Source organism: Streptomyces sp. NBC_01176, assembly GCF_045039825.1.
GTDB lineage: Bacteria > Actinomycetota > Actinomycetes > Streptomycetales > Streptomycetaceae > Streptomyces.
This window is the reverse complement of the sequence record NZ_CP108600.1, coordinates 7,335,085-7,352,749: the sequence shown is the minus strand read 5'-3', so window position 1 is coordinate 7,352,749 and position 17,665 is coordinate 7,335,085. Positions and strand designations below refer to the sequence as shown.

The 17,665-nt window shown below is 70.9% G+C and carries 16 protein-coding genes; 7 read left to right on the top strand and 9 right to left on the bottom strand.

Annotation, left to right across the window (positions count from 1 at the left end; translation table 11 throughout):
* Window positions 1-196 precede the first annotated feature (196 nt).
* Complete coding sequence (locus OG199_RS31860; protein WP_356805259.1) at window positions 197-934, top strand: transglycosylase SLT domain-containing protein; 738 nt, start codon at window positions 197-199, stop codon at window positions 932-934.
* 80 nt (window positions 935-1,014) lie between these two features.
* Here OG199_RS31860 and OG199_RS31855 read toward each other — a convergent pair whose 3' ends face one another.
* Window positions 1,015-3,519, bottom strand: a complete 2,505-nt coding sequence (locus OG199_RS31855) for an FHA domain-containing protein (protein WP_356805261.1) — start codon at window positions 3,517-3,519, stop codon at window positions 1,015-1,017.
* Between the two features lie 242 nt (window positions 3,520-3,761).
* On the opposite strand from OG199_RS31855, the gene OG199_RS31850 reads away from it, so the two are divergent.
* Together OG199_RS31850 and serB are read left to right on the top strand one after the other, a co-directional pair.
* Window positions 3,762-5,567 (top strand): streptophobe family protein, encoded by a 1,806-nt coding sequence (locus OG199_RS31850; protein ID WP_405832373.1) that lies wholly within the window; start codon window positions 3,762-3,764, stop codon window positions 5,565-5,567.
* A gap of 173 nt (window positions 5,568-5,740) precedes the next feature.
* Window positions 5,741-6,952, top strand: a complete 1,212-nt coding sequence (serB, locus tag OG199_RS31845) for a phosphoserine phosphatase SerB (protein WP_356805264.1) — start codon at window positions 5,741-5,743, stop codon at window positions 6,950-6,952.
* 147 nt (window positions 6,953-7,099) lie between these two features.
* Here serB and OG199_RS31840 read toward each other — a convergent pair whose 3' ends face one another.
* The 4 genes from OG199_RS31840 to OG199_RS31825 form a co-directional block, all read right to left on the bottom strand.
* The gene (locus OG199_RS31840) at window positions 7,100-7,618 is read right to left on the bottom strand and encodes a SixA phosphatase family protein (RefSeq protein WP_405832370.1); all 519 of its coding nucleotides are present in this window, start codon (window positions 7,616-7,618) and stop codon (window positions 7,100-7,102) included.
* Between the two features lie 120 nt (window positions 7,619-7,738).
* Window positions 7,739-7,954: a hypothetical protein gene (locus OG199_RS31835; protein ID WP_402182879.1), complete on the bottom strand. Its 216-nt coding sequence runs from the start codon at window positions 7,952-7,954 to the stop codon at window positions 7,739-7,741.
* A gap of 179 nt (window positions 7,955-8,133) precedes the next feature.
* On the bottom strand, window positions 8,134-8,250 hold the full coding sequence (locus OG199_RS31830; RefSeq protein WP_266698130.1) for an SGM_5486 family transporter-associated protein: 117 nt from the start codon (window positions 8,248-8,250) through the stop codon (window positions 8,134-8,136).
* Window positions 8,251-8,678: 428 nt separating this feature from the next.
* Window positions 8,679-9,998: a CynX/NimT family MFS transporter gene (locus OG199_RS31825; RefSeq protein WP_356808146.1), complete on the bottom strand. Its 1,320-nt coding sequence runs from the start codon at window positions 9,996-9,998 to the stop codon at window positions 8,679-8,681.
* Window positions 9,999-10,109: 111 nt separating this feature from the next.
* On the opposite strand from OG199_RS31825, the gene OG199_RS31820 reads away from it, so the two are divergent.
* Window positions 10,110-10,802 carry a FadR/GntR family transcriptional regulator gene (locus tag OG199_RS31820; RefSeq protein WP_351721130.1) on the top strand — a complete coding sequence of 231 codons (693 nt, stop codon included), beginning with the start codon at window positions 10,110-10,112 and terminating at the stop codon, window positions 10,800-10,802.
* Here the strand turns inward: OG199_RS31820 and OG199_RS31815 are convergent.
* From OG199_RS31815 to fabG, 3 genes are all read right to left on the bottom strand, one after another.
* The gene (locus OG199_RS31815; RefSeq protein WP_356808144.1) at window positions 10,777-11,130 is read right to left on the bottom strand and encodes a hypothetical protein; all 354 of its coding nucleotides are present in this window, start codon (window positions 11,128-11,130) and stop codon (window positions 10,777-10,779) included. The genes OG199_RS31820 and OG199_RS31815 overlap by 26 nt on opposite strands.
* Before the next feature lie 157 nt (window positions 11,131-11,287).
* On the bottom strand, window positions 11,288-12,055 hold the full coding sequence (fabI, locus tag OG199_RS31810) for an enoyl-ACP reductase FabI (protein ID WP_266698134.1): 768 nt from the start codon (window positions 12,053-12,055) through the stop codon (window positions 11,288-11,290).
* 5 nt (window positions 12,056-12,060) lie between these two features.
* Window positions 12,061-12,780, bottom strand: coding sequence for a 3-oxoacyl-[acyl-carrier-protein] reductase (fabG, locus tag OG199_RS31805; protein ID WP_356808140.1), 720 nt, complete (start codon window positions 12,778-12,780; stop codon window positions 12,061-12,063).
* Window positions 12,781-13,031: 251 nt separating this feature from the next.
* Here fabG and OG199_RS31800 point away from each other — a divergent pair, with 251 nt between their 5' ends.
* The 3 genes from OG199_RS31800 to tyrS are packed head-to-tail and all read left to right on the top strand — an operon-like array spanning window position 13,032 to window position 17,268.
* Window positions 13,032-14,555, top strand: a complete 1,524-nt coding sequence (locus OG199_RS31800) for a TldD/PmbA family protein (RefSeq protein WP_356808138.1) — start codon at window positions 13,032-13,034, stop codon at window positions 14,553-14,555.
* The gene (locus tag OG199_RS31795) at window positions 14,552-15,955 is read left to right on the top strand and encodes a metallopeptidase TldD-related protein (RefSeq protein WP_401809725.1); all 1,404 of its coding nucleotides are present in this window, start codon (window positions 14,552-14,554) and stop codon (window positions 15,953-15,955) included. Before OG199_RS31800 ends, OG199_RS31795 begins: the two co-directional genes overlap by 4 nt.
* Before the next feature lie 44 nt (window positions 15,956-15,999).
* Window positions 16,000-17,268, top strand: a complete 1,269-nt coding sequence (gene tyrS, locus OG199_RS31790; protein ID WP_266698137.1) for a tyrosine--tRNA ligase — start codon at window positions 16,000-16,002, stop codon at window positions 17,266-17,268.
* Between the two features lie 78 nt (window positions 17,269-17,346).
* Here tyrS and OG199_RS31785 read toward each other — a convergent pair whose 3' ends face one another.
* Complete coding sequence (locus OG199_RS31785; RefSeq protein WP_356801263.1) at window positions 17,347-17,622, bottom strand: GlsB/YeaQ/YmgE family stress response membrane protein; 276 nt, start codon at window positions 17,620-17,622, stop codon at window positions 17,347-17,349.
* Between the last annotated feature and the right edge of the window lie 43 nt (window positions 17,623-17,665).

Here is a 17,665-nt window from a genome sequence, read left to right as displayed (position 1 = left end):
TATGTCCCGATTTGCCCCCCGCGGGCCTACTACTCAGCGTCGTACGTCACACCTTTGCCACACGATTTTGCGGCCGCTAACAATGGCTCCAGTCGCTCAACGCCGCAGGTTCTTACCCGCAGCGTTTGATCCGGAAACGAACTGTCCCCACCGGACCGAGAGCGGCATCCGCGCTATTCGAAGAGGTCCATCAGTTATGCCCAAGAACATCATCACTCCTGGTCATAGTCCGAAGCTGACCAAGGTCCACAAGCTTTCGATCGCCGGTATCGCCACCCTCGGTGCAGCGGCCCTGGCGTTCACCGCGGCGCCCAGCGGCGCACAGACCAGCACCACGAACGACGCCGCCGTCTCGCAGGCTCCGGTCGCCTTCGGTCAGCAGCCCATCAAGGACGTGAAGGCCAGCATCACCGACCAGATGGCCGGCGCCAGCCTGAAGGCTCAGAGCATCGCGGCGAAGAAGGCCGCCGACGCGGCCGTCGCCAAGAAGAACGCCGAGCTCGCCAAGAAGACCGCCGCCGCGAAGGCCGCCCAGGAGGCGCGCGTCAAGGAGCAGGCCGCGAGCCGCTCGGTGCAGCGCGTCCAGTTCGAGACGGTCGCCGCCAAGTCGTACACGAACAACCTCGACGGCTGGATCCACGAGTCGCTCGACATCATGAAGAAGCACAAGATCCCCGGCTCGTACCACGGGCTGTACAAGAACATCATGCGGGAGTCGTCCGGCAACCCCCGTGCCATCAACGGCTGGGACATCAACGCCATCAACGGCATACCCTCGAAGGGCCTGCTGCAGGTCATCCCGCCGACCTTCAAGGCCTACCACGTGCCCGGTACCTCGTGGAACATCTACGACCCGGTCGCCAACATCACCGCCGCCTGCAACTACGCGGCAGACAAGTACGGCTCGATGGACAACGTGAACAGCGCGTACTGAGGCAGGGCGCGGACCTCTCCGCCGTACGCCGAAGGGCGGCACCCCGACCGGGGTGCCGCCCTTCGCGCACATCCGCGTGACTACTTGCGCATGACCTCGGGCTCGTGGCGGCGCAGGAAGCGGGCCACGAAGAACCCGCAGAGCACACCGAGGGCGATCAGGGCGACCATGTCCATGGCCCAGACCCCGGCCGTGTGGTTCCACAGCGGGTCCGTGCTCGTCGGATCGTCCTGGTTCGGGAAGATGTTGTTGAAGTCCAGCGTGGCCCCGGACGCGGCGACGGCCCAGCGGGCCGGCATCAGGTACGAGAACTGGTTGACGCCGATCGTGCCGTTCAGGATGAACAGGCAGCCGGTGAACACCACCTGGACGATCGCGAACATGACCAGCAGCGGCATCGTCTTCTCGGCGGTCTTCACCAGCGAGGAGATGACCAGGCCGAACATCATCGACGCGAAGCCCAGCGCCATGATCGGCAGGGTGAGCTCGACCTTGGGCAGGCTGGTCAGGATCAGGCCCTTGTCCGGGACCGTGCGGCTGCCGAAGCCGATGGCACCGACCAGGGCCCCCTGGAGCAGCGTCACCACGCCGAGGACGATCACCTTGGACATCAGATACGCGGACCGCGACAGACCCGTCGCGCGCTCCCGCTCGTAGATCACCCGTTCCTTGATCAGCTCACGGACGGAGTTGGCCGCGCCCGCGAAGCACGCGCCGACCGCGAGGATCAGGAGCACCGTCGTCGCCGTGCCGTTCGCGACGTGCACGCCGGACTTGGTGACGATCGGGTTGACCAGCAGGGTCTTGTCCGAGTCGATGAGCAGGCTCACCGAGCCGAGCACCGCCGGCAGGATCACCGTCAGCGCCAGGAAGCCCTTGTCGGACGCGATCACCGAGACGTACCGGCGGACCAGGGTCGTCAGCTGGGAGCCCCAGCTCTGCGGCTTCGGCGGCTTCATCGCCTGCTGCGGCGCCACGTTCACCGACTGCGGGGCGACCGCGTCGATGTCCGCGGCGTACATCTGGTAGTGCTGCGAGCCCTTCCAGCGGCCCGCCCAGTCGTAGTCGCGGTAGTTCTCGAACGCGGAGAAGACGTCGGCCCAGGTCTCGTAGCCGAAGAAGTTCAGCGCCTCCTCGGGCGGCCCGAAGTACGCCACCGAGCCGCCGGGGGCCATCACGAGCAGCTTGTCGCAGATGGCCAGTTCGGCCACGGAGTGCGTGACCACGAGGACCGTACGGCCGTCGTCGGCGAGGCCGCGCAGCAGCTGCATGACGTCGCGGTCCATACCCGGGTCGAGGCCGGAGGTCGGCTCGTCCAGGAAGATCAGCGACGGCTTGGTCAGCAGCTCGAGGGCCACCGAGACGCGCTTGCGCTGGCCACCGGAGAGGGAGGTGACCTTCTTCTCCTTGTGGATGTCCAGCTTCAGTTCGCGCAGCACCTCGTTTATCCGCGCCTCGCGCTCCTCGCCCGTGGTGTCGGCCGGGAAGCGCAGCTTGGCCGCGTACTTGAGGGCCTTCTTGACGGTCAGCTCCTTGTGCAGGATGTCGTCCTGCGGGACCAGACCGATGCGCTGACGCAACTCGGCGAACTGCTTGTACAGGTTGCGGTTGTCGTAGAGGACGTCACCCTGGTTGGCGGGGCGGTAGCCCGTGAGCGCCTTCAGGAGCGTCGACTTGCCGGAGCCCGACGGGCCGATGACGGCGATCAGCGACTTCTCGGGCACGCCGAAGGAGACGTCCTTGAGGATCTGCTTGCCGCCGTCGACCGTGACGGTCAGGTGACGGGCGGAGAAGGACACCTCGCCGGTGTCGACGAACTCCTCCAGCCGGTCGCCGACGATGCGGAACGTCGAGTGGCCGACGCCGACGATGTCGTTCGGGCCGAGCAGCGCCGAGCCGCCCTTGGCGATCGGCATACCGTTGACGTACGTGCCGTTGTGCGAGCCCAGGTCACGGATCTCGAAGCGGCCGTCGGGCGTCGCGTGGAACTCGGCGTGGTGGCGCGAGACCTGGAGGTCGGAAACGACCAGCTCGTTCTCCAGCGCACGGCCGATGCGCATCACCCGGCCGAGGGCCAGCTGGTGGAAGGTCGTCGGGCTGCGGTCTCCGTAGACCGGCGGCGCCCCCGCGGCACCGCCGGATCCCTGCTGCTGCGGTACATGCGCCGCGGGCTGCCGCGGCGGCTGGTGGCCCTGCTCGGGCGCCTGCTGCTGCGGCGGTGCCTGCTGGGCCCAGCCGGGCCCCGCGCCCTGCGCGGCGTACGGCTGTTGCTGGGGCTGCGCGGCCGGGGCCGCGGCGCCGGACAGCGTCAGGCGCGGACCGTCGGTCGCGTTGCCGAGGTGCACGGCCGAACCGGGCCCGATCTCCATCTGATGGATCCGCTGCCCCTGCACGAACGTGCCGTTGGTGCTGCCGTGATCCTCGATGACCCAACTGCGGCCGCTCCAGCTGATCGTGGCGTGACGCCAGGACACCCTGGCGTCGTCGAGCACGACGTCCCCCTGCGGATCACGTCCGAGGGTGTATGGCCTGGACGCATCGAGCGTCCAGGTCCGTCCGTTCAATTCCAGTACGAGTTCCGGCACTCCATGCCCCACTGAGTTGTCCCCCGAGTTACCCCCATCACAGGGAGTCTAGGGATGTCGAACATCGGGGGGAACTATTTCAGGAGCAGCCCCCCGACCGAAAGCCGGGCCCGGCGAAGACCGGGTACGGGTGGGTTGCCCGTTTCCGTTGACGGGGTTGATACCGGACCGGAGAGTGGTAATCCCACGCGAGGGGGACATCCATGGTGGTGGTACCGCGGCGCGGATCGGGGGGTCTGACGATGAGCATCGACACCGTGGGGCGCGGCAGGCGCGTGCCGTGGGGGGATGTGCTGCTGTCCGCGATCGCCTCGGTGAGCTGGGCGTTGATCGCGATGGCGGGGACGGCCGCGCTCGGCCTCCATCTGGTGGGCGCGGACCGGGCCGGCTCGCTCGGGCCGATGACCGCGGCCGTGGTGGCACTGGGGGCGAACGGGGCGGTCGAACCGTCCGGCAACGTGTCGGCCTTCGGGTTGAAGGGCGCCGAGGCACACACCGCCATCCAGATCACGCCACTGGGTGTGGGCCTGGTCGGCGCGCTCCTGCTCTCCTACTTCTTCCTACGCTCCTTACGTGGAGCGGGAGTTGTGATCGCGCCGTCCGAACTCCTGGCGCGCGCGGGCGCGGTGGTCGTCCTGTTCGTGGCGACCCTGGGCGGGCTCGCCTGGGCCGGTCACGACGTCGTCACCATCGACGGGAGCGGGCTCGGGCTCGACCGGGTGACGGGCGGCGGGCTCGGGAAGATCACCGACAAGCTCCCGGGCGGGCTCGGTGACCTCGGCGGGCTGCTGCCGGGCAGGATCGACGACCTCGTGGACGCGAAGGCTGCCGTGGGGTTCACCGTGGACACGGTGCCCACACTGCTCGGCGGTGCCGCCTGGGCCGCCGGAATCCTGGTGATCTCCCTGCTGGCCTCCCGGCGCACCCCGCTGCCGCGCGGCTGGGAGGGTGTGCACCGGACGGTGCGGCCGGCCGCGTCCGCGCTGGTCACGGTGGCGCTGGTGGCGATCGTCGCGGGGCTCGCGGCGGCGGCGTACGCGGCGATCGGTGACCCCCACCCCAAGCTGATCGCGGGCGCGGCGCTGCTCGGCGCACCCAACGGGGTGTGGCTCGGTGTGCCGGTCGGTCTGCTCGTCCCCTGGGACGGCAGGGCCTCCGGCGAACTCGCCAAGGTGCTGCCCGACCCCCTGGACAAGCTGCTGAGTGTCGACTCCGACCGGCCCGTGACCCTGGGCCGTCTCGCCGAACTCGACGGTCGGGTGTGGCTGTTGGGGGTCGCGGCCGCGCTCGTGATGCTCTTCGCGGGCGTCCTCGCGGCCACGCGTACGCCTTTTGCACGGCGGCGGGACGCCGCTTCCGGGGGGATCCCGGATGCCCCCGATGTACGAGGCACGGGCGCCCTCGGGTTCGCGGGTCGCTGCGCTCTTCGGCTGGGGGTCGCGACGGCGCTGGCACTGCCGCTGCTGGCCTGGCTGACGGACGTGTCCGTGGACGCCTCGCTGTCCGTGTTCGGCATCGACGCGTTCGGCGCCGGGATCCAGCTGCACGGCCGCCTGGGTGTCGCACTGCTGTTCGGCGCCGGGTGGGGCGCGGGCGCGGGGGCGGCGGGCGCGCTGCTGGCGTACGCGAGCGGGGCCGCGGGACGGCGGACGGCGCCCCTGGCACTGGGTGACGCCGGCGCTCCGGCCGCCCCGGCCCACCCGGACGCGCCGGCCCACCCGGACGCCCCCGCCCACCCGGACGCGCCGGCCCACCCCGGTCGCCCGCCGCGGTCGGGACCGTACGAGCCGAGCGCGCCGTACCGGCCCGCGAACCCCGACACCAATCCGTATCTACGGCTGCCGGACGAGCTGCGGGAACCGCGCGGCGGACACCCGCCCGAGCGGAAGCGGGCTCCCGACGACGTGTACGGCGCGCCGACGGTCGCCCGGCCGCTTCCGGGGCCGCCCGGACCGCGCGGGCGGCCACCGGGGCGGAGCGTGCCTCCTCCCCCGCCGCCCCCGCCCGACCAGGGGCAGCCTCCGCCCGGCCCCCGGCGGAGGGACTGAGCCCCGCCCGGCTGCCCCGACGGCGTGCCCGAACCCCGCCTCCCACCGCGCGGCGGGGCTGGGCGTCGGCTCGGGGAAACGCGCGCGACACCACCCCGACACCCAGAGTTCCCTGTCCGCTGGACGGACCGCGGGGGCGGAAGGCACTGGGTGCCGGATACGGTGGAAGCACCATGAGCGCTACGCAGACCCCCGATATCCCCACCCTCCTTGTCAAGATCTTCGGCAAGGACCGGCCGGGCATCACGGCCGGACTCTTCGACACCCTCGCCGCCTTCTCCGTCGACGTGGTCGACATCGAGCAGGTCGTCACCCGTGGCCGGATCGTGCTGTGCGCGCTCGTGACCGAGCCGCCCTCCGGTCTGGAGGGCGATCTGCGGGCCACCGTGCACAGCTGGGCGGACTCGATGAAGATGCAGGCGGAAATCATCTCCGGCCTCGGTGACAACCGCCCGCGCGGAATGGGGCGTTCGCATGTCACCGTGCTCGGGCATCCGCTCACCGCGGAGTCGACGGCCTCCATCGCCGCGCGGATCACCAAGACCGGCGGGAACATCGACCGTATCTTCCGGCTCGCCAAGTACCCGGTGACGGCGGTGGAGTTCGCGGTGTCCGGTGCGGAGACCGAGGCGCTGCGCACCGCGCTGGTGACGGAGGCCTCGGCGCTCGGGGTCGACATCGCCGTGGTCGCGTCGGGGCTGCACCGGCGGGCCCAGCGGCTCGTCGTGATGGACGTGGACTCGACGCTGATCCAGGACGAGGTGATCGAGCTCTTCGCCGCGCACGCCGGGTGCGAGGACGAGGTCGCCGAGGTGACGGCGGCCGCGATGCGCGGGGAGCTGGACTTCGAACAGTCGCTGCACGCGCGCGTGGCGCTGCTGAAGGGGCTGGACGCCTCGGTGGTGAACAAGGTGCGCGAGGAGGTACGGCTGACGCCCGGCGCGCGCACGCTGATCCGTACGCTGAAGCGGCTCGGCTTCCAAGTCGGTGTCGTGTCCGGCGGGTTCACCCAGGTCACGGACGACCTGAAGGAGCGGCTCGGGCTCGACTTCGCGCAGGCCAACACGCTGGAGATCGCGGACGGGAAGCTGACCGGCCGGGTCACCGGGGAGATCGTGGACCGCGCGGGCAAGGCGCGGCTGCTGCGCCGGTTCGCCGCGGAGGCGGGGGTGCCGCTCATCCAGACCGTGGCGATCGGTGACGGTGCCAACGACCTCGACATGCTCAACGCGGCGGGTCTCGGGGTCGCGTTCAACGCCAAGCCCGTCGTACGGGAGGCCGCGCACACCGCGGTGAACTTCCCCTTCCTGGACACCGTGCTGTATCTGCTGGGGGTCACCCGCGAAGAGGTCGAGGCGGCGGACATGCACCTGGACGACCACTGACCGTGCGTTCCCGCCGCGCGACCATGAGCGCGCACTCCTGACGCCCGCCTGACGCGCACCGGTCACCCACCGGGGTCCTTGCCGGTATGACGGGGGCCCGGCACCGTCGCGACGGTGCCGGGCCCCCGTGTCGTCCGCACGGGTGGGTTACTCGGTCGGCGCCCAGTAGTCGATCAGCGTGGTCACGCCGGGCTCCAGGGATTTCCAGGAACCGTCGAAGGACAGCACGGCAAAGGCGGCGGTGGGGAAGCCGCGCTCGGTCATCCGGGCGCGGGCTTCGCCCTCCGCCTGGCCGTCCAGCACCTCACAGAGACCCTGGATGCCGGGATTGTGCCCGATCAGGAGCACGTCCTGCGCGTCGTCCGGGGTTTCGTTGAGTACGGCGATCAGCTCGCCCGGCGAGGCCTCGTAGAGCCGCTCCTCATAGACCGTTTTCGGCCGGTGCGGGAACTCGTGGACGGCGAGCTTCCAGGTTTCACGGGTCCGGACGGCCGTGGAGCAGAGGGCCAGATCGAAGGGGATGCCGGTGTCGGCCAGCCTGCGTCCGGCGACGGCGGCGTCCGTACGGCCCCGGTCAGCGAGCGGCCGCTCATGGTCGGACACCTGCGGCCAGTCGGCTTTCGCATGCCGGAAGAGGACAATCCTGCGGGGTTCTGCGACGCTCATGAGTCCCAGCTTCGCACGAAACACGCCATGTGGCTCAAGGAGTTGACGGGCTCCCTCACCACGGGACAGCGGCCCTACGGCACGGTGCGCGAGGGGCACTGCACCGTGTGTGAAGGCGGCTCAGGAGGCCTGGTGCTGCACGGTCTGCTGGAGGCGCTCGAAGAGGTGGGTGAGCGCGGGGTCGCCGGCCGCGGCATGCGCGTCCGCGGGGTTCAGCAGCAGGAGCAGCAGGGTGGCGAAGGCGAGGGCCGGCAGGGCGAGGGCCCACCAGGGCAGACGGATCTCGACGCGGCCCGAGGTCGCCGGGTGGGGCCGGGTGTGCGTACGGGCCGACATGCCGCCTCCGTGGGTCTTCGCGTGGTCCGTGTTCCGCGTCCTCGCGGCCACATCTCGAAGTTACGGAATCCGGGTGCGTCAACCCATCCGGTGATCCACCCACTTGACCCTGACACTCACCCCCTAGGGGACAGGGGGGCTAGCCCCACCATCGCCGTCCCCGGGGGGCGTATCCGGGGTCACGGCGAGGCGATGGTCGCGATGACGGCGATGATCACGGTGATGGCGAGGAACGTGCCGAAGACGAGCAGCATCTTCTTCTGGCCGTTCGGGGGGTTCGGATCGAGCACTGGCATACGCCCAGTCTCGCACCCTGCGGCCGGTCTCCGGTGGGTGGGGTCGGCCGTCCGGCCCCGTGTCGCCCCGCCGTCCGGGGTCCGGTCGACGGCTCCCGGGGTTCCGGTGGGCGGCGCGGCCCGGGGTCCGGCCGGGGACGCGCCCCGGCGTCCGGGCCTCGGCACGACCCGGGGTCCGGTCAGGGGCGCCTGGGAGATCCCTGGCCGACGGACGTACCGGGGTCCGGCCCGCGGGCGCCCCGAGAGTGCGGGTCGCCCGCATCCTCGGTGCCTCGCGTCCGCCGACGCCCCGGGGCACCCGCTCCCCAAGGCTCGCGACCGACCATGTCCCTGGACCGCCCGCGTCCCAAGCCTCGCGGCCGCCGTCGTCCCGGGACCGCCCGCATCCTCAGGGCCTCGCGTCCGCCGACGCCCCGGGGCCCGTGTCCTCAGGGGCTGGGTACGGGGGTGGCCTCGTCCTCGACCGTGCGGTCGCGGCCCGCCAGGACGCCCACCGCGATCTGCGGGATCATCAGCGCGGCCATGAGCGCGATCGGCAGCCCCCAGCCGCCACTGTGCTGGTAGAGCACGCCCACGAGCAGGGGTCCCGGAATCGAGAGCAGATAGCCGGTGCTCTGCGCGAAGGCCGAGAGCTGTGCGACGCCCGCCCCGGTCCGGGCCCGCATGCCGACCATGGTGAGGGCGAGCGGGAAGGCGCAGTTGGAGACGCCGAGCAGCAGGGCCCAGGCCCAGGCGCCGCCTGCCGGGGCGGCGTAGAGACCCGCGTATCCGGCGAGTCCGCAGGCGCCGAGCGCGACCACGATGGGGCCCTGGTGGGGCAGCCGGGTGGCCAGACGCGGGATGACGAAGGCCAGCGGCACGCCCATCACCATCGTGACGGCGAGGAGCAGTCCCGCGGTGCCCGCGGAGACGCCCGCGTCGCGGAAGATCTGCGGCATCCAGCCCATCGTGATGTAGGCGGCGGTGGCCTGGAGCCCGAAGAAGACGGCGAGGGCCCAGGCGGTACGGCTGCGGGTGATGCGCAGCCCGTCGGGCTCGTGCGGGGCGGCGTCCGCGGCGGGCGCGCGCTCACCGCCCGGGGAAGCGGCGTCCCGGGTGCGGACGAGCGCGATCCACGGCAGCACGGCGACCCCGGCGAGTCCCGCCCACACGGCGAGCCCCGAGCGCCAACTGCCGCCCAGGGCGTCGGTCATGGGCACGGTCAGGGCGGCGGCCGCCGAGGTGCCCAGGGCGAGCGCCATCGAGTAGAGGCCGGTCATCGAGCCGACCCGGTCCGGGAACCAGCGCTTGACGATCACCGGCATGAGCACGTTGCTGACGGCGATGCCCATGAGCGCGAGGGCACTGGCGGCCAGGAAGCCGGCCGCGCTCCCGGTGTACGGGCGGATCGCGAGCCCCGCCGTGATGGCGACCATCCCGGCGCAGACGACCGCGCCGGGCCCGAAGCGGCGGGCGAGCCGCGGTGCCATGACGCCGAAGACGGCGAAGCAGAGCGGTGGCACGGAGGTGAGCAGTCCGGCGACGCTGCCGCTCATGCCGAGTCCGTCGCGCACCTCTTCGAGGAGGGCGCCGAAGCTGGTGATGGCGGGACGCAGGTTGAGGGCCGCGAGGACGATGCCCACGATCACCAGTCGCGTCGTCCACGCGCGCGGGGAAGCCTGCGGGGATGCCGTCCCGCTCCTGGGCTCCTGACCCGCGGAGCCGCGTATCGGTGGGGACATGGTGGTCCGGGTTTCCTCGATGGCCATGACGCCATCATAGAATCATGGGATGATTGGGTGTCCAATCTCGCTGCGTTAATCTCCGGAACCTCCGGCCCCGCGCGAACGACCACACCCGGGCCCGTACGAAGGACCGCCATGCCGCTGAGCCACCCCCGCCGTTCGGCGCTTTCCGAGCAGGTCATCGCCGAGCTGCGGAACCAGATCACCTCCGGCGAGTGGCCGGTCGGCTCCCGCATCCCGACCGAACCGGAGCTCGTCGAACAGCTGGGCGTCGCCCGCAACACGGTCCGGGAGGCCGTCCGCGCGCTCGCCCACAACGGCCTGCTGGACATCCGCCAGGGCTCGGGCACCTATGTCGTCGCGACCAGCGAACTCGCGGGCGTGATGCACCGGCGCTTCGCCGACGCCGACCCCCGGCACATCGCCGAGCTGCGCTCCACACTGGAGTCGAGCGCCGCGAAGCTGGCCGCCGAACGGCGCACCGAGCGCGATCTCAAGCAGCTCGACGCGCTGCTGGGCCGGCGCGAGGACGCCTGGGAGTCGGGCGACACGGAGGCCTTCGTGACAGCCGACGCGACCTTCCATCTGGCGGTGGTGGCAGCGTCCCACAACGACGTCATGACGGCGATGTACGCGGACCTGGGCGAGGTGCTGCGCGACTGGCTGCGCGACGACGTCGGCGAGGCGCTGACGCCGGAGACGTACATGGACCACACGCGGCTCGTCGACGCGATCCGCGGGGGTGACACGGAGGCGGCGGCCGCGGAGGCCGCGGGCTACCCGTTCCAGTGCCGCCCGTGGCTCAGGCGTCCGCCTTCCGGTGGCTGACCCACACCGAGCGGATCTCCTTCCAGCACCGGCCCTCCATCCGCACCGTCATCGCGGGTCCCGCCTCGACCGCGGTGCTGTCGGTGTCGATGTCCCACCAGCGGTCGCACTCGATGTGCAGACTGACCAGGTCCGGCCCCGGATAGGGGTTGTGGCAGTAGGCGACCGCGTGGGAGCCGGCGACCGTGGTGCGGCACGCGGCGCCGAACGGCTGCGGCACGGCGGTGCTCTCGTGGCGCCCGCTCGCGTTGGGCATCGCGTCGTACGGCAGAGCGATCATCAGCGTGACGGCGGCGAACACCGGGGCAAAACGGCGGGACAGGCGCACAAGGGGACCTCCTCGGCCGTACGGCTGCGGGGCGGTGCGTACTCCAATCGTGCGTGGTGCGGTGCCCCTGCCGCCCGGCCGGCTGGGCCGAACGGGCGACGCCCCGCTCCCCGCGCGAGGCGGGAAACGGGGCGTTCGAGAACCGTGGTCCGCGCGCCTACGCGCCGATCGCGTGCAGACCGCCGTCGACGTGGATGATCTCGCCGGTGGTCTTCGGGAACCAGTCGCTCAGCAGGGCGACGACACCCTTGCCGGCCGGCTCCGGGTCCTTCAGGTCCCACTCCAGCGGGGAGCGGTTGTCCCATACGGCGGCCAGGTCGCTGAAGCCCGGGATGGACTTGGCGGCCATGGAGGCGAGGGGGCCCGCCGAGATGAGGTTGCAGCGGATGTTCTGCTTGCCCAGGTCGCGTGCCATGTAGCGGCTGGTGGCCTCCAGCGCGGCCTTGGCCGGGCCCATCCAGTCGTACTGCGGCCACGCGTACTGCGCGTCGAAGGTGAGGCCGACGACCGAGCCGCCGTTCTGCATCAGCGGCAGGCAGGCCATGGTCAGCGACTTCAGGGAGAACGCCGAGACGTGCATGGCGGTGGCGACCGACTCGAAGGGCGTGTTCAGGAAGTTGCCGCCGAGGGCGTCCTGCGGGGCGAAGCCGATGGAGTGCACGACGCCGTCCAGGCTGCCCAGCTCCTCGCCGACGATGTCGGCCAGCCGCCCGAGGTGCTCGTCGTTGGTGACGTCGAGCTCGATGACCTTGGTCGGCTTCGGGAGCTTCTTGGCGATGCGCTCGGTCAGCGTGGGCCGCGGGAACGCGGTCAGGATGATCTCGGCACCCTGCTCCTGGGCCAGCTTGGCGGTGTGGAACGCGATGGAGGACTCCATCAGCACACCGGTGATCAGGACGCGCTTGCCCTCGAGGATTCCACTCATGGTGATCAGTGACCCATTCCCAGTCCGCCGTCAACCGGAATGACGGCTCCAGTGATGTACGAGGCGTCGTCCGAGGCGAGGAACCGCACCGTCGCGGCGATCTCCTCGGGCTGCGCGTACCGGCCGAGCGGCACCTGGGCGACGATGCCCGCACGCTGCTCGTCGGTGAGCACCTTGGTCATGTCGGTGTCGACGAAACCGGGCGCGACGACGTTGAAGGTGATGTTCCGCGAGCCGAGCTCCCGCGCGAGCGACCGCGCGAAGCCGACCAGGGCGGCCTTGGAGGCGGCGTAGTTCGACTGCCCCGCGGAGCCCAGCAGCCCCACGACCGACGAGATGAGGACGACGCGCCCCTTCTTGGCACGGAGCATGCCGCGGTTGGCGCGCTTGACGACCCTGAAGGTGCCGGTGAGGTTCGTGTCGAGGACGGTGGTGAAGTCCTCCTCGGACATGCGCATCAGGAGCTGGTCCTTGGTGACGCCGGCGTTGGCGACCAGGATCTCGACGGGGCCGTGCTCGGCCTCGATCTCCTTGTAGGCCTGCTCCACCTGCTCGGTGTCGGTGATGTCGCACTTGACGGCGAGGCACCCCAGGGCGGTGAGGGCGGCCGGCGGCTCCCCCGAGCGGTATGTGATCGCGACTTTGTCGCCGGCGTCGGCGAACGCGCGGGCGATGGCGAGGCCGATGCCCCGGTTGCCTCCGGTGACGAGAACCGAGCGGCTCAACGGATCACCCTTTCGATAGCAGTCTGAAACCCCTGCAGGACAGGCGCCTTCCCCGAAAACCTATCGGTCCGGTCCGTCTCCCGGAGAATCGGTCCCCGACAGTGGCGCGGGGGGCTCGCTGTCGGATCCCTACAGAAAGGCGCCTTCGGCCGACGGAAAGATCCGGCCTCGGCCGAGGCAAAGCCGTGGCCCCCGGCCCCGCCCGCGCGACATGATCGGACCCGACAGGCCACGACAGCAGGGAGACCTCCGTGCCTCATTCCATCGACGAAGCCTTCACGGCACTGCCGCTGCGGGCCCTGGCCGACGCCGCGCTAGCGCGCGCCCGTGCCCTGGGCGCCGAGCACGCGGACTTCCGGTTCGAACGGGTGCGCAGCGCGTCCTGGCGGCTGCGCGACGCCAAACCCGCCGGATCGTCGGACACCACCGACCTGGGGTACGCGGTGCGGGTGGTGCACGGCGGGACCTGGGGGTTCGCCTCCGGCGTGGATCTGACGATGGACGCGGCCGCGAAGGTCGCCTCCCAGGCCGTCGCGATGGCGAAGCTGTCGGCCCAGGTGATCAAGGCGGCGGGTTCCGACGAGCGCGTGGAGCTGGCCGGCGAACCGGTGCACGCCGAGAAGACGTGGATCTCGTCGTACGACATCGACCCGTTCTCCGTGCCCGCCGAGGAGAAGGCCGGGTTGCTCTCGGACTGGAGTGCCCGGCTGCTGGCGGCCGACGGCGTCAACCACGTCGACGCCTCGCTGCTGACCGTGCACGAGAACAAGTTCTACGCCGACACGGCGGGGACCGTCACCACCCAGCAGCGCGTCCGGCTGCACCCGCAGCTGACCGCCGTCGCCGTCGACGAGTCGAGCGGCGAGTTCGACTCGATGCGCACCATCGCGCCACCGGCCGGGCGCGGCTGGGAGTACCTGATGGGCACCGGCTGGGACTGGGACTCCGAGCTGGAGCGGATCCCCGAGCTGCTCGCCGAGAAAATGCGGGCACCGAGCGTCGAGTCGGGGCTCTACGACCTCGTGGTCGACCCCTCCAACCTGTGGCTGACCATCCACGAGTCCATCGGCCACGCCACCGAACTGGATCGCGCGCTGGGCTACGAGGCCGCGTACGCGGGCACCTCCTTCGCCACCTTCGACCAGCTCGGCAAGTTGAGGTACGGCTCCGAGCGGATGAACGTCACCGGTGACCGCACCGCCGAGCACGGCCTCGCGACCATCGGGTACGACGACGAGGGCGTCGAGGGCCAGTCCTGGGACCTGGTGAAGGACGGCACGCTCGTCGGCTATCAGCTCGACCGCCGTATCGCCCGGCTGACCGGCTTCGAGCGCTCGAACGGATGCGCCTACGCCGACTCCCCCGGGCACGTGCCCGTGCAGCGGATGGCCAACGTGTCCCTGCAGCCGGACCCCGCGGGCCTCTCCACCGAGGACCTGATCGGGGGTGTGGACCGCGGCATCTACGTCGTCGGCGACCGGTCCTGGTCGATCGACATGCAGCGCTACAACTTCCAGTTCACCGGGCAGCGGTTCTTCAGGATCGAGAACGGCCGGATCACCGGTCAGCTGCGGGATGTCGCGTACCAGGCGACGACGACCGACTTCTGGGGGTCCATGGCCGCGGTGGGCGGTCCGCAGACGTACGTCCTGGGCGGTGCCTTCAACTGCGGCAAGGCCCAGCCGGGCCAGGTCGCGGCGGTCTCGCACGGCTGCCCGTCCGCCCTCTTCAAGGGCGTCAACATTCTGAACACGACGCAGGAGGCCGGTCGATGAGCGCTCGCCCCAACCAGCAGAACAAGCCGCACGAGATCGTCGAGCGTGCCCTCGAACTCTCCCGCGCGGACGGCTGTGTGGTGATCGCCGACGAGCACTCGACCGCGAACCTGCGCTGGGCGGGCAACGCGCTGACCACGAACGGGGTGACGCGCGGGCGCACGCTCACCGTCGTCGCGACCGTCGACGGCCGCGAGGGCACGGCGTCCGGGGTCGTCTCGCGCGCGGCGGTGACCGCGGACGAACTGGAGCCGCTGGTGCGGGCCGCGGAGGCGGCGGCCCGCGGCGCCGGCCCCGCCGAGGACGCCCAGCCGCTGGTCACGGGCGTACCCGAGTCCCCGGACTTCACGGACGCGCCCGCCGAGACCTCCTCCACCGTCTTCGCGGACTTCGCCCCCGCGCTCGGCGAGTCGTTCGCACGCGCGCGTGCGGGCGGCCGTGAGCTGTACGGCTTCGCCAACCACGAGCTGGTCTCCAGCTATCTCGGTACGTCGACGGGGCTGCGTCTGCGGCACGACCAGCCCAACGGGACGCTGGAGCTCAACGCCAAGTCGCCCGACCGTACGCGCTCGGCGTGGGCGGGACGCTCCACCCGTGACTTCAAGGACGTGGATCCGGCGGCGCTGGACGCCGAGCTGGCCGTCCGGCTGGGCTGGGCCGAGCGGCGCGTCGACCTGCCGGCGGGGCGCTACGAGACGCTGCTGCCGCCGACCGCCGTCGCGGACCTGCTGATCTACCAGATGTGGTCGGCGGCGGCCCGGGACGCGGCCGAGGGCCGGACGGTCTTCAGCAAGCCGGGCGGCGGCACCCGCGTCGGCGAGAAGCTCACCGAGCTGCCGCTGACGCTGCGCAGCGACCCGAACGAGCCGGGACTGGAGTCCGCGCCCTTCGTGCTCACGCACTCCTCCGGCGACGACGCGTCCGTGTTCGACAACGGGCTCCCGCTGTCCGCGACGGACTGGGTGAGCCAGGGCACGCTGGCCCGTCTCTCCACCACCCGGCACAGCGCCGGCCTGACCGGGCTGCCCGTCGCGCCGACGATCGGGAACCTGATCCTGGACGGCGGCGACGACCGCTCCCTGGAGGAGATGGTCGCCGCCACCGAGCGCGGGCTGCTGCTGACCTGCCTCTGGTACATCCGCGAGGTCGACCCGGCGACGCTCCTGCTGACGGGCCTGACCCGGGACGGCGTCTACCTCGTGGAGAACGGCCAGGTCGTCGGCGAGGTCAACAACTTCCGGTTCAACGAGTCACCGGTGGATCTGCTGGGGCGCGCGACGGAGGCCGGGCGTACGGAGAAGACCCTGCCGCGCGAATGGAGCGACTGGTTCACACGTGCCGCGATGCCCGCGCTGCGGGTGCCCGACTTCAACATGAGCTCTGTCAGCCGGGGCGTATAACCTCGTACCTGATTCACGAGACCACTCAAGGAGATACGAGAACCGTGACGGACATCGTCGACGAACTGAAGTGGCGGGGGCTGATCGCCCTCTCCACGGACGAGGACGCATTGCGCAAGGCGTTCGCGGACGGTCCCGTCACGTTCTATTGCGGCTTCGACCCGACCGCGCCCAGCCTGCACCTCGGCAACCTCGTGCAGATCCTCACGATGCGCCGGATCCAGCGGGCGGGGCACCGTCCGCTGGGCCTGGTGGGCGGTGCCACCGGTCTGATCGGTGACCCGAAGCCGAACTCCGAGCGCACGCTGAACTCGCCCGAGGTCGTCGCCGAGTGGGTGGAGCGACTGCGCGCGCAGATCGCCCCGCTGCTGGACTTCGAGGGCCCGAACGCCGCGGTGATGGTCAACAACCTGGACTGGACCCAGGGCATGTCGGCCATCGAGTTCCTGCGTGACATGGGCAAGCACTTCCGGGTCAACAAGATGATCGCCAAGGAGGCCGTCTCGCGGCGGCTCAACTCCGACGCGGGCATCAGCTACACGGAGTTCAGCTACCAGATCCTGCAGGGCATGGACTTCCTGGAGCTGTACCGCAGGTTCGGCTGCACCCTGCAGACCGGCGGCAGCGACCAGTGGGGCAATCTCACCTCGGGCACGGACCTGATCCACCGGGTCGAGCCGGAGGCCGTGGTGCACGCGCTCGGCACTCCGCTGATCACCAAGGCGGACGGCACCAAGTTCGGCAAGACGGAGTCCGGCACTGTCTGGCTGGATCCCGAGATGACCACGCCGTACGCGTTCTACCAGTTCTGGCTGAACGCGGACGACCGGGACGTCTCCAAGTTCCTGCGCATCTTCAGCTTCCGGTCCCACGAGGAGATCGAGGAGCTGGAGCGGCAGACCGAGGAGCGCCCGCAGGCCCGCGCGGCGCAGCGCGCGCTCGCCGAGGAGCTGACCACGCTGGTGCACGGCGCCGACCAGACGGCCGCCGTGATCGCCGCGTCCCGGGCCCTGTTCGGCCAGGGCGAGCTGGCGGAGCTCGACGCGAAGACGCTGGCCGCGGCCCTCTCCGAGGTGCCGCACATCCAGGTCGCCGAGCTCGGCCCCGCGGTGGACCTCTTCGCGGAGGTCGGCCTGGTGGCCAGCAAGTCCGCCGCGCGCCGCACGGTCAAGGAGGGCGGCGCCTACGTGAACAACGCGAAGGTCACCGCCGAGGACGCGGTCCCCGCCCAGGAGGACCTGCTGCACGGGCGCTGGCTGGTACTGCGCCGCGGCAAGAAGAACCTGGCCGCGGTGGAGGTCACGGGCGCCTGAGCACGCGCGCGTACGCACGACCGAGGGGGCGGCTCCGTCAGGGCCGCCCCCTCGGTCGTACGCTCAGGACGCCGTACCTCAGGCCCGCTGTCTGTCGCCCCGCAGCGACATGTAGACCATGTCGCCCAGGAAGACGATGACGATGGCGGCCACCAGTTGCAGCGCGTGCCGGCCCCAGTCGATGCCCCTGGTCTCGGCGATGCCGAGCCAGCCCGCGATGGCGTTGCCGACGATCGCGCCGATGATGCCGAAGATCGTGGTCAACCAGAGGGGGCTGTGCTGCTTGCCCGGAAGGATCGCCTTGGCCAGCAGGCCGAGCACGAAGCCCACGATGATCGCCCACAACCAGCCCATGTCTGCCTCCTAGTACGGCTCCGCGTGAGCAGTACGCCCAGTC

What these genes read in the sequence shown, in the direction of transcription:
- OG199_RS31860 (WP_356805259.1), top strand. Translation starts at nt 197, where the DNA reads ATGCCCAAGAACATCATCACTCCTGGTCATAGTCCGAAGCTGACCAAG.
- OG199_RS31850 (WP_405832373.1), top strand. Translation starts at nt 3,762, where the DNA reads ATGAGCATCGACACCGTGGGGCGCGGCAGGCGCGTGCCGTGGGGGGAT.
- serB (WP_356805264.1), top strand. Translation starts at nt 5,741, where the DNA reads ATGAGCGCTACGCAGACCCCCGATATCCCCACCCTCCTTGTCAAGATC.
- OG199_RS31840 (WP_405832370.1), bottom strand. Translation starts at nt 7,618, where the DNA reads ATGAGCGTCGCAGAACCCCGCAGGATTGTCCTCTTCCGGCATGCGAAA.
- OG199_RS31835 (WP_402182879.1), bottom strand. Translation starts at nt 7,954, where the DNA reads ATGTCGGCCCGTACGCACACCCGGCCCCACCCGGCGACCTCGGGCCGC.
- OG199_RS31830 (WP_266698130.1), bottom strand. Translation starts at nt 8,250, where the DNA reads ATGCCAGTGCTCGATCCGAACCCCCCGAACGGCCAGAAGAAGATGCTG.
- OG199_RS31825 (WP_356808146.1), bottom strand. Translation starts at nt 9,998, where the DNA reads ATGGCCATCGAGGAAACCCGGACCACCATGTCCCCACCGATACGCGGC.
- OG199_RS31820 (WP_351721130.1), top strand. Translation starts at nt 10,110, where the DNA reads ATGCCGCTGAGCCACCCCCGCCGTTCGGCGCTTTCCGAGCAGGTCATC.
- fabI (WP_266698134.1), bottom strand. Translation starts at nt 12,055, where the DNA reads ATGAGTGGAATCCTCGAGGGCAAGCGCGTCCTGATCACCGGTGTGCTG.
- OG199_RS31795 (WP_401809725.1), top strand. Translation starts at nt 14,552, where the DNA reads ATGAGCGCTCGCCCCAACCAGCAGAACAAGCCGCACGAGATCGTCGAG.
- OG199_RS31785 (WP_356801263.1), bottom strand. Translation starts at nt 17,622, where the DNA reads ATGGGCTGGTTGTGGGCGATCATCGTGGGCTTCGTGCTCGGCCTGCTG.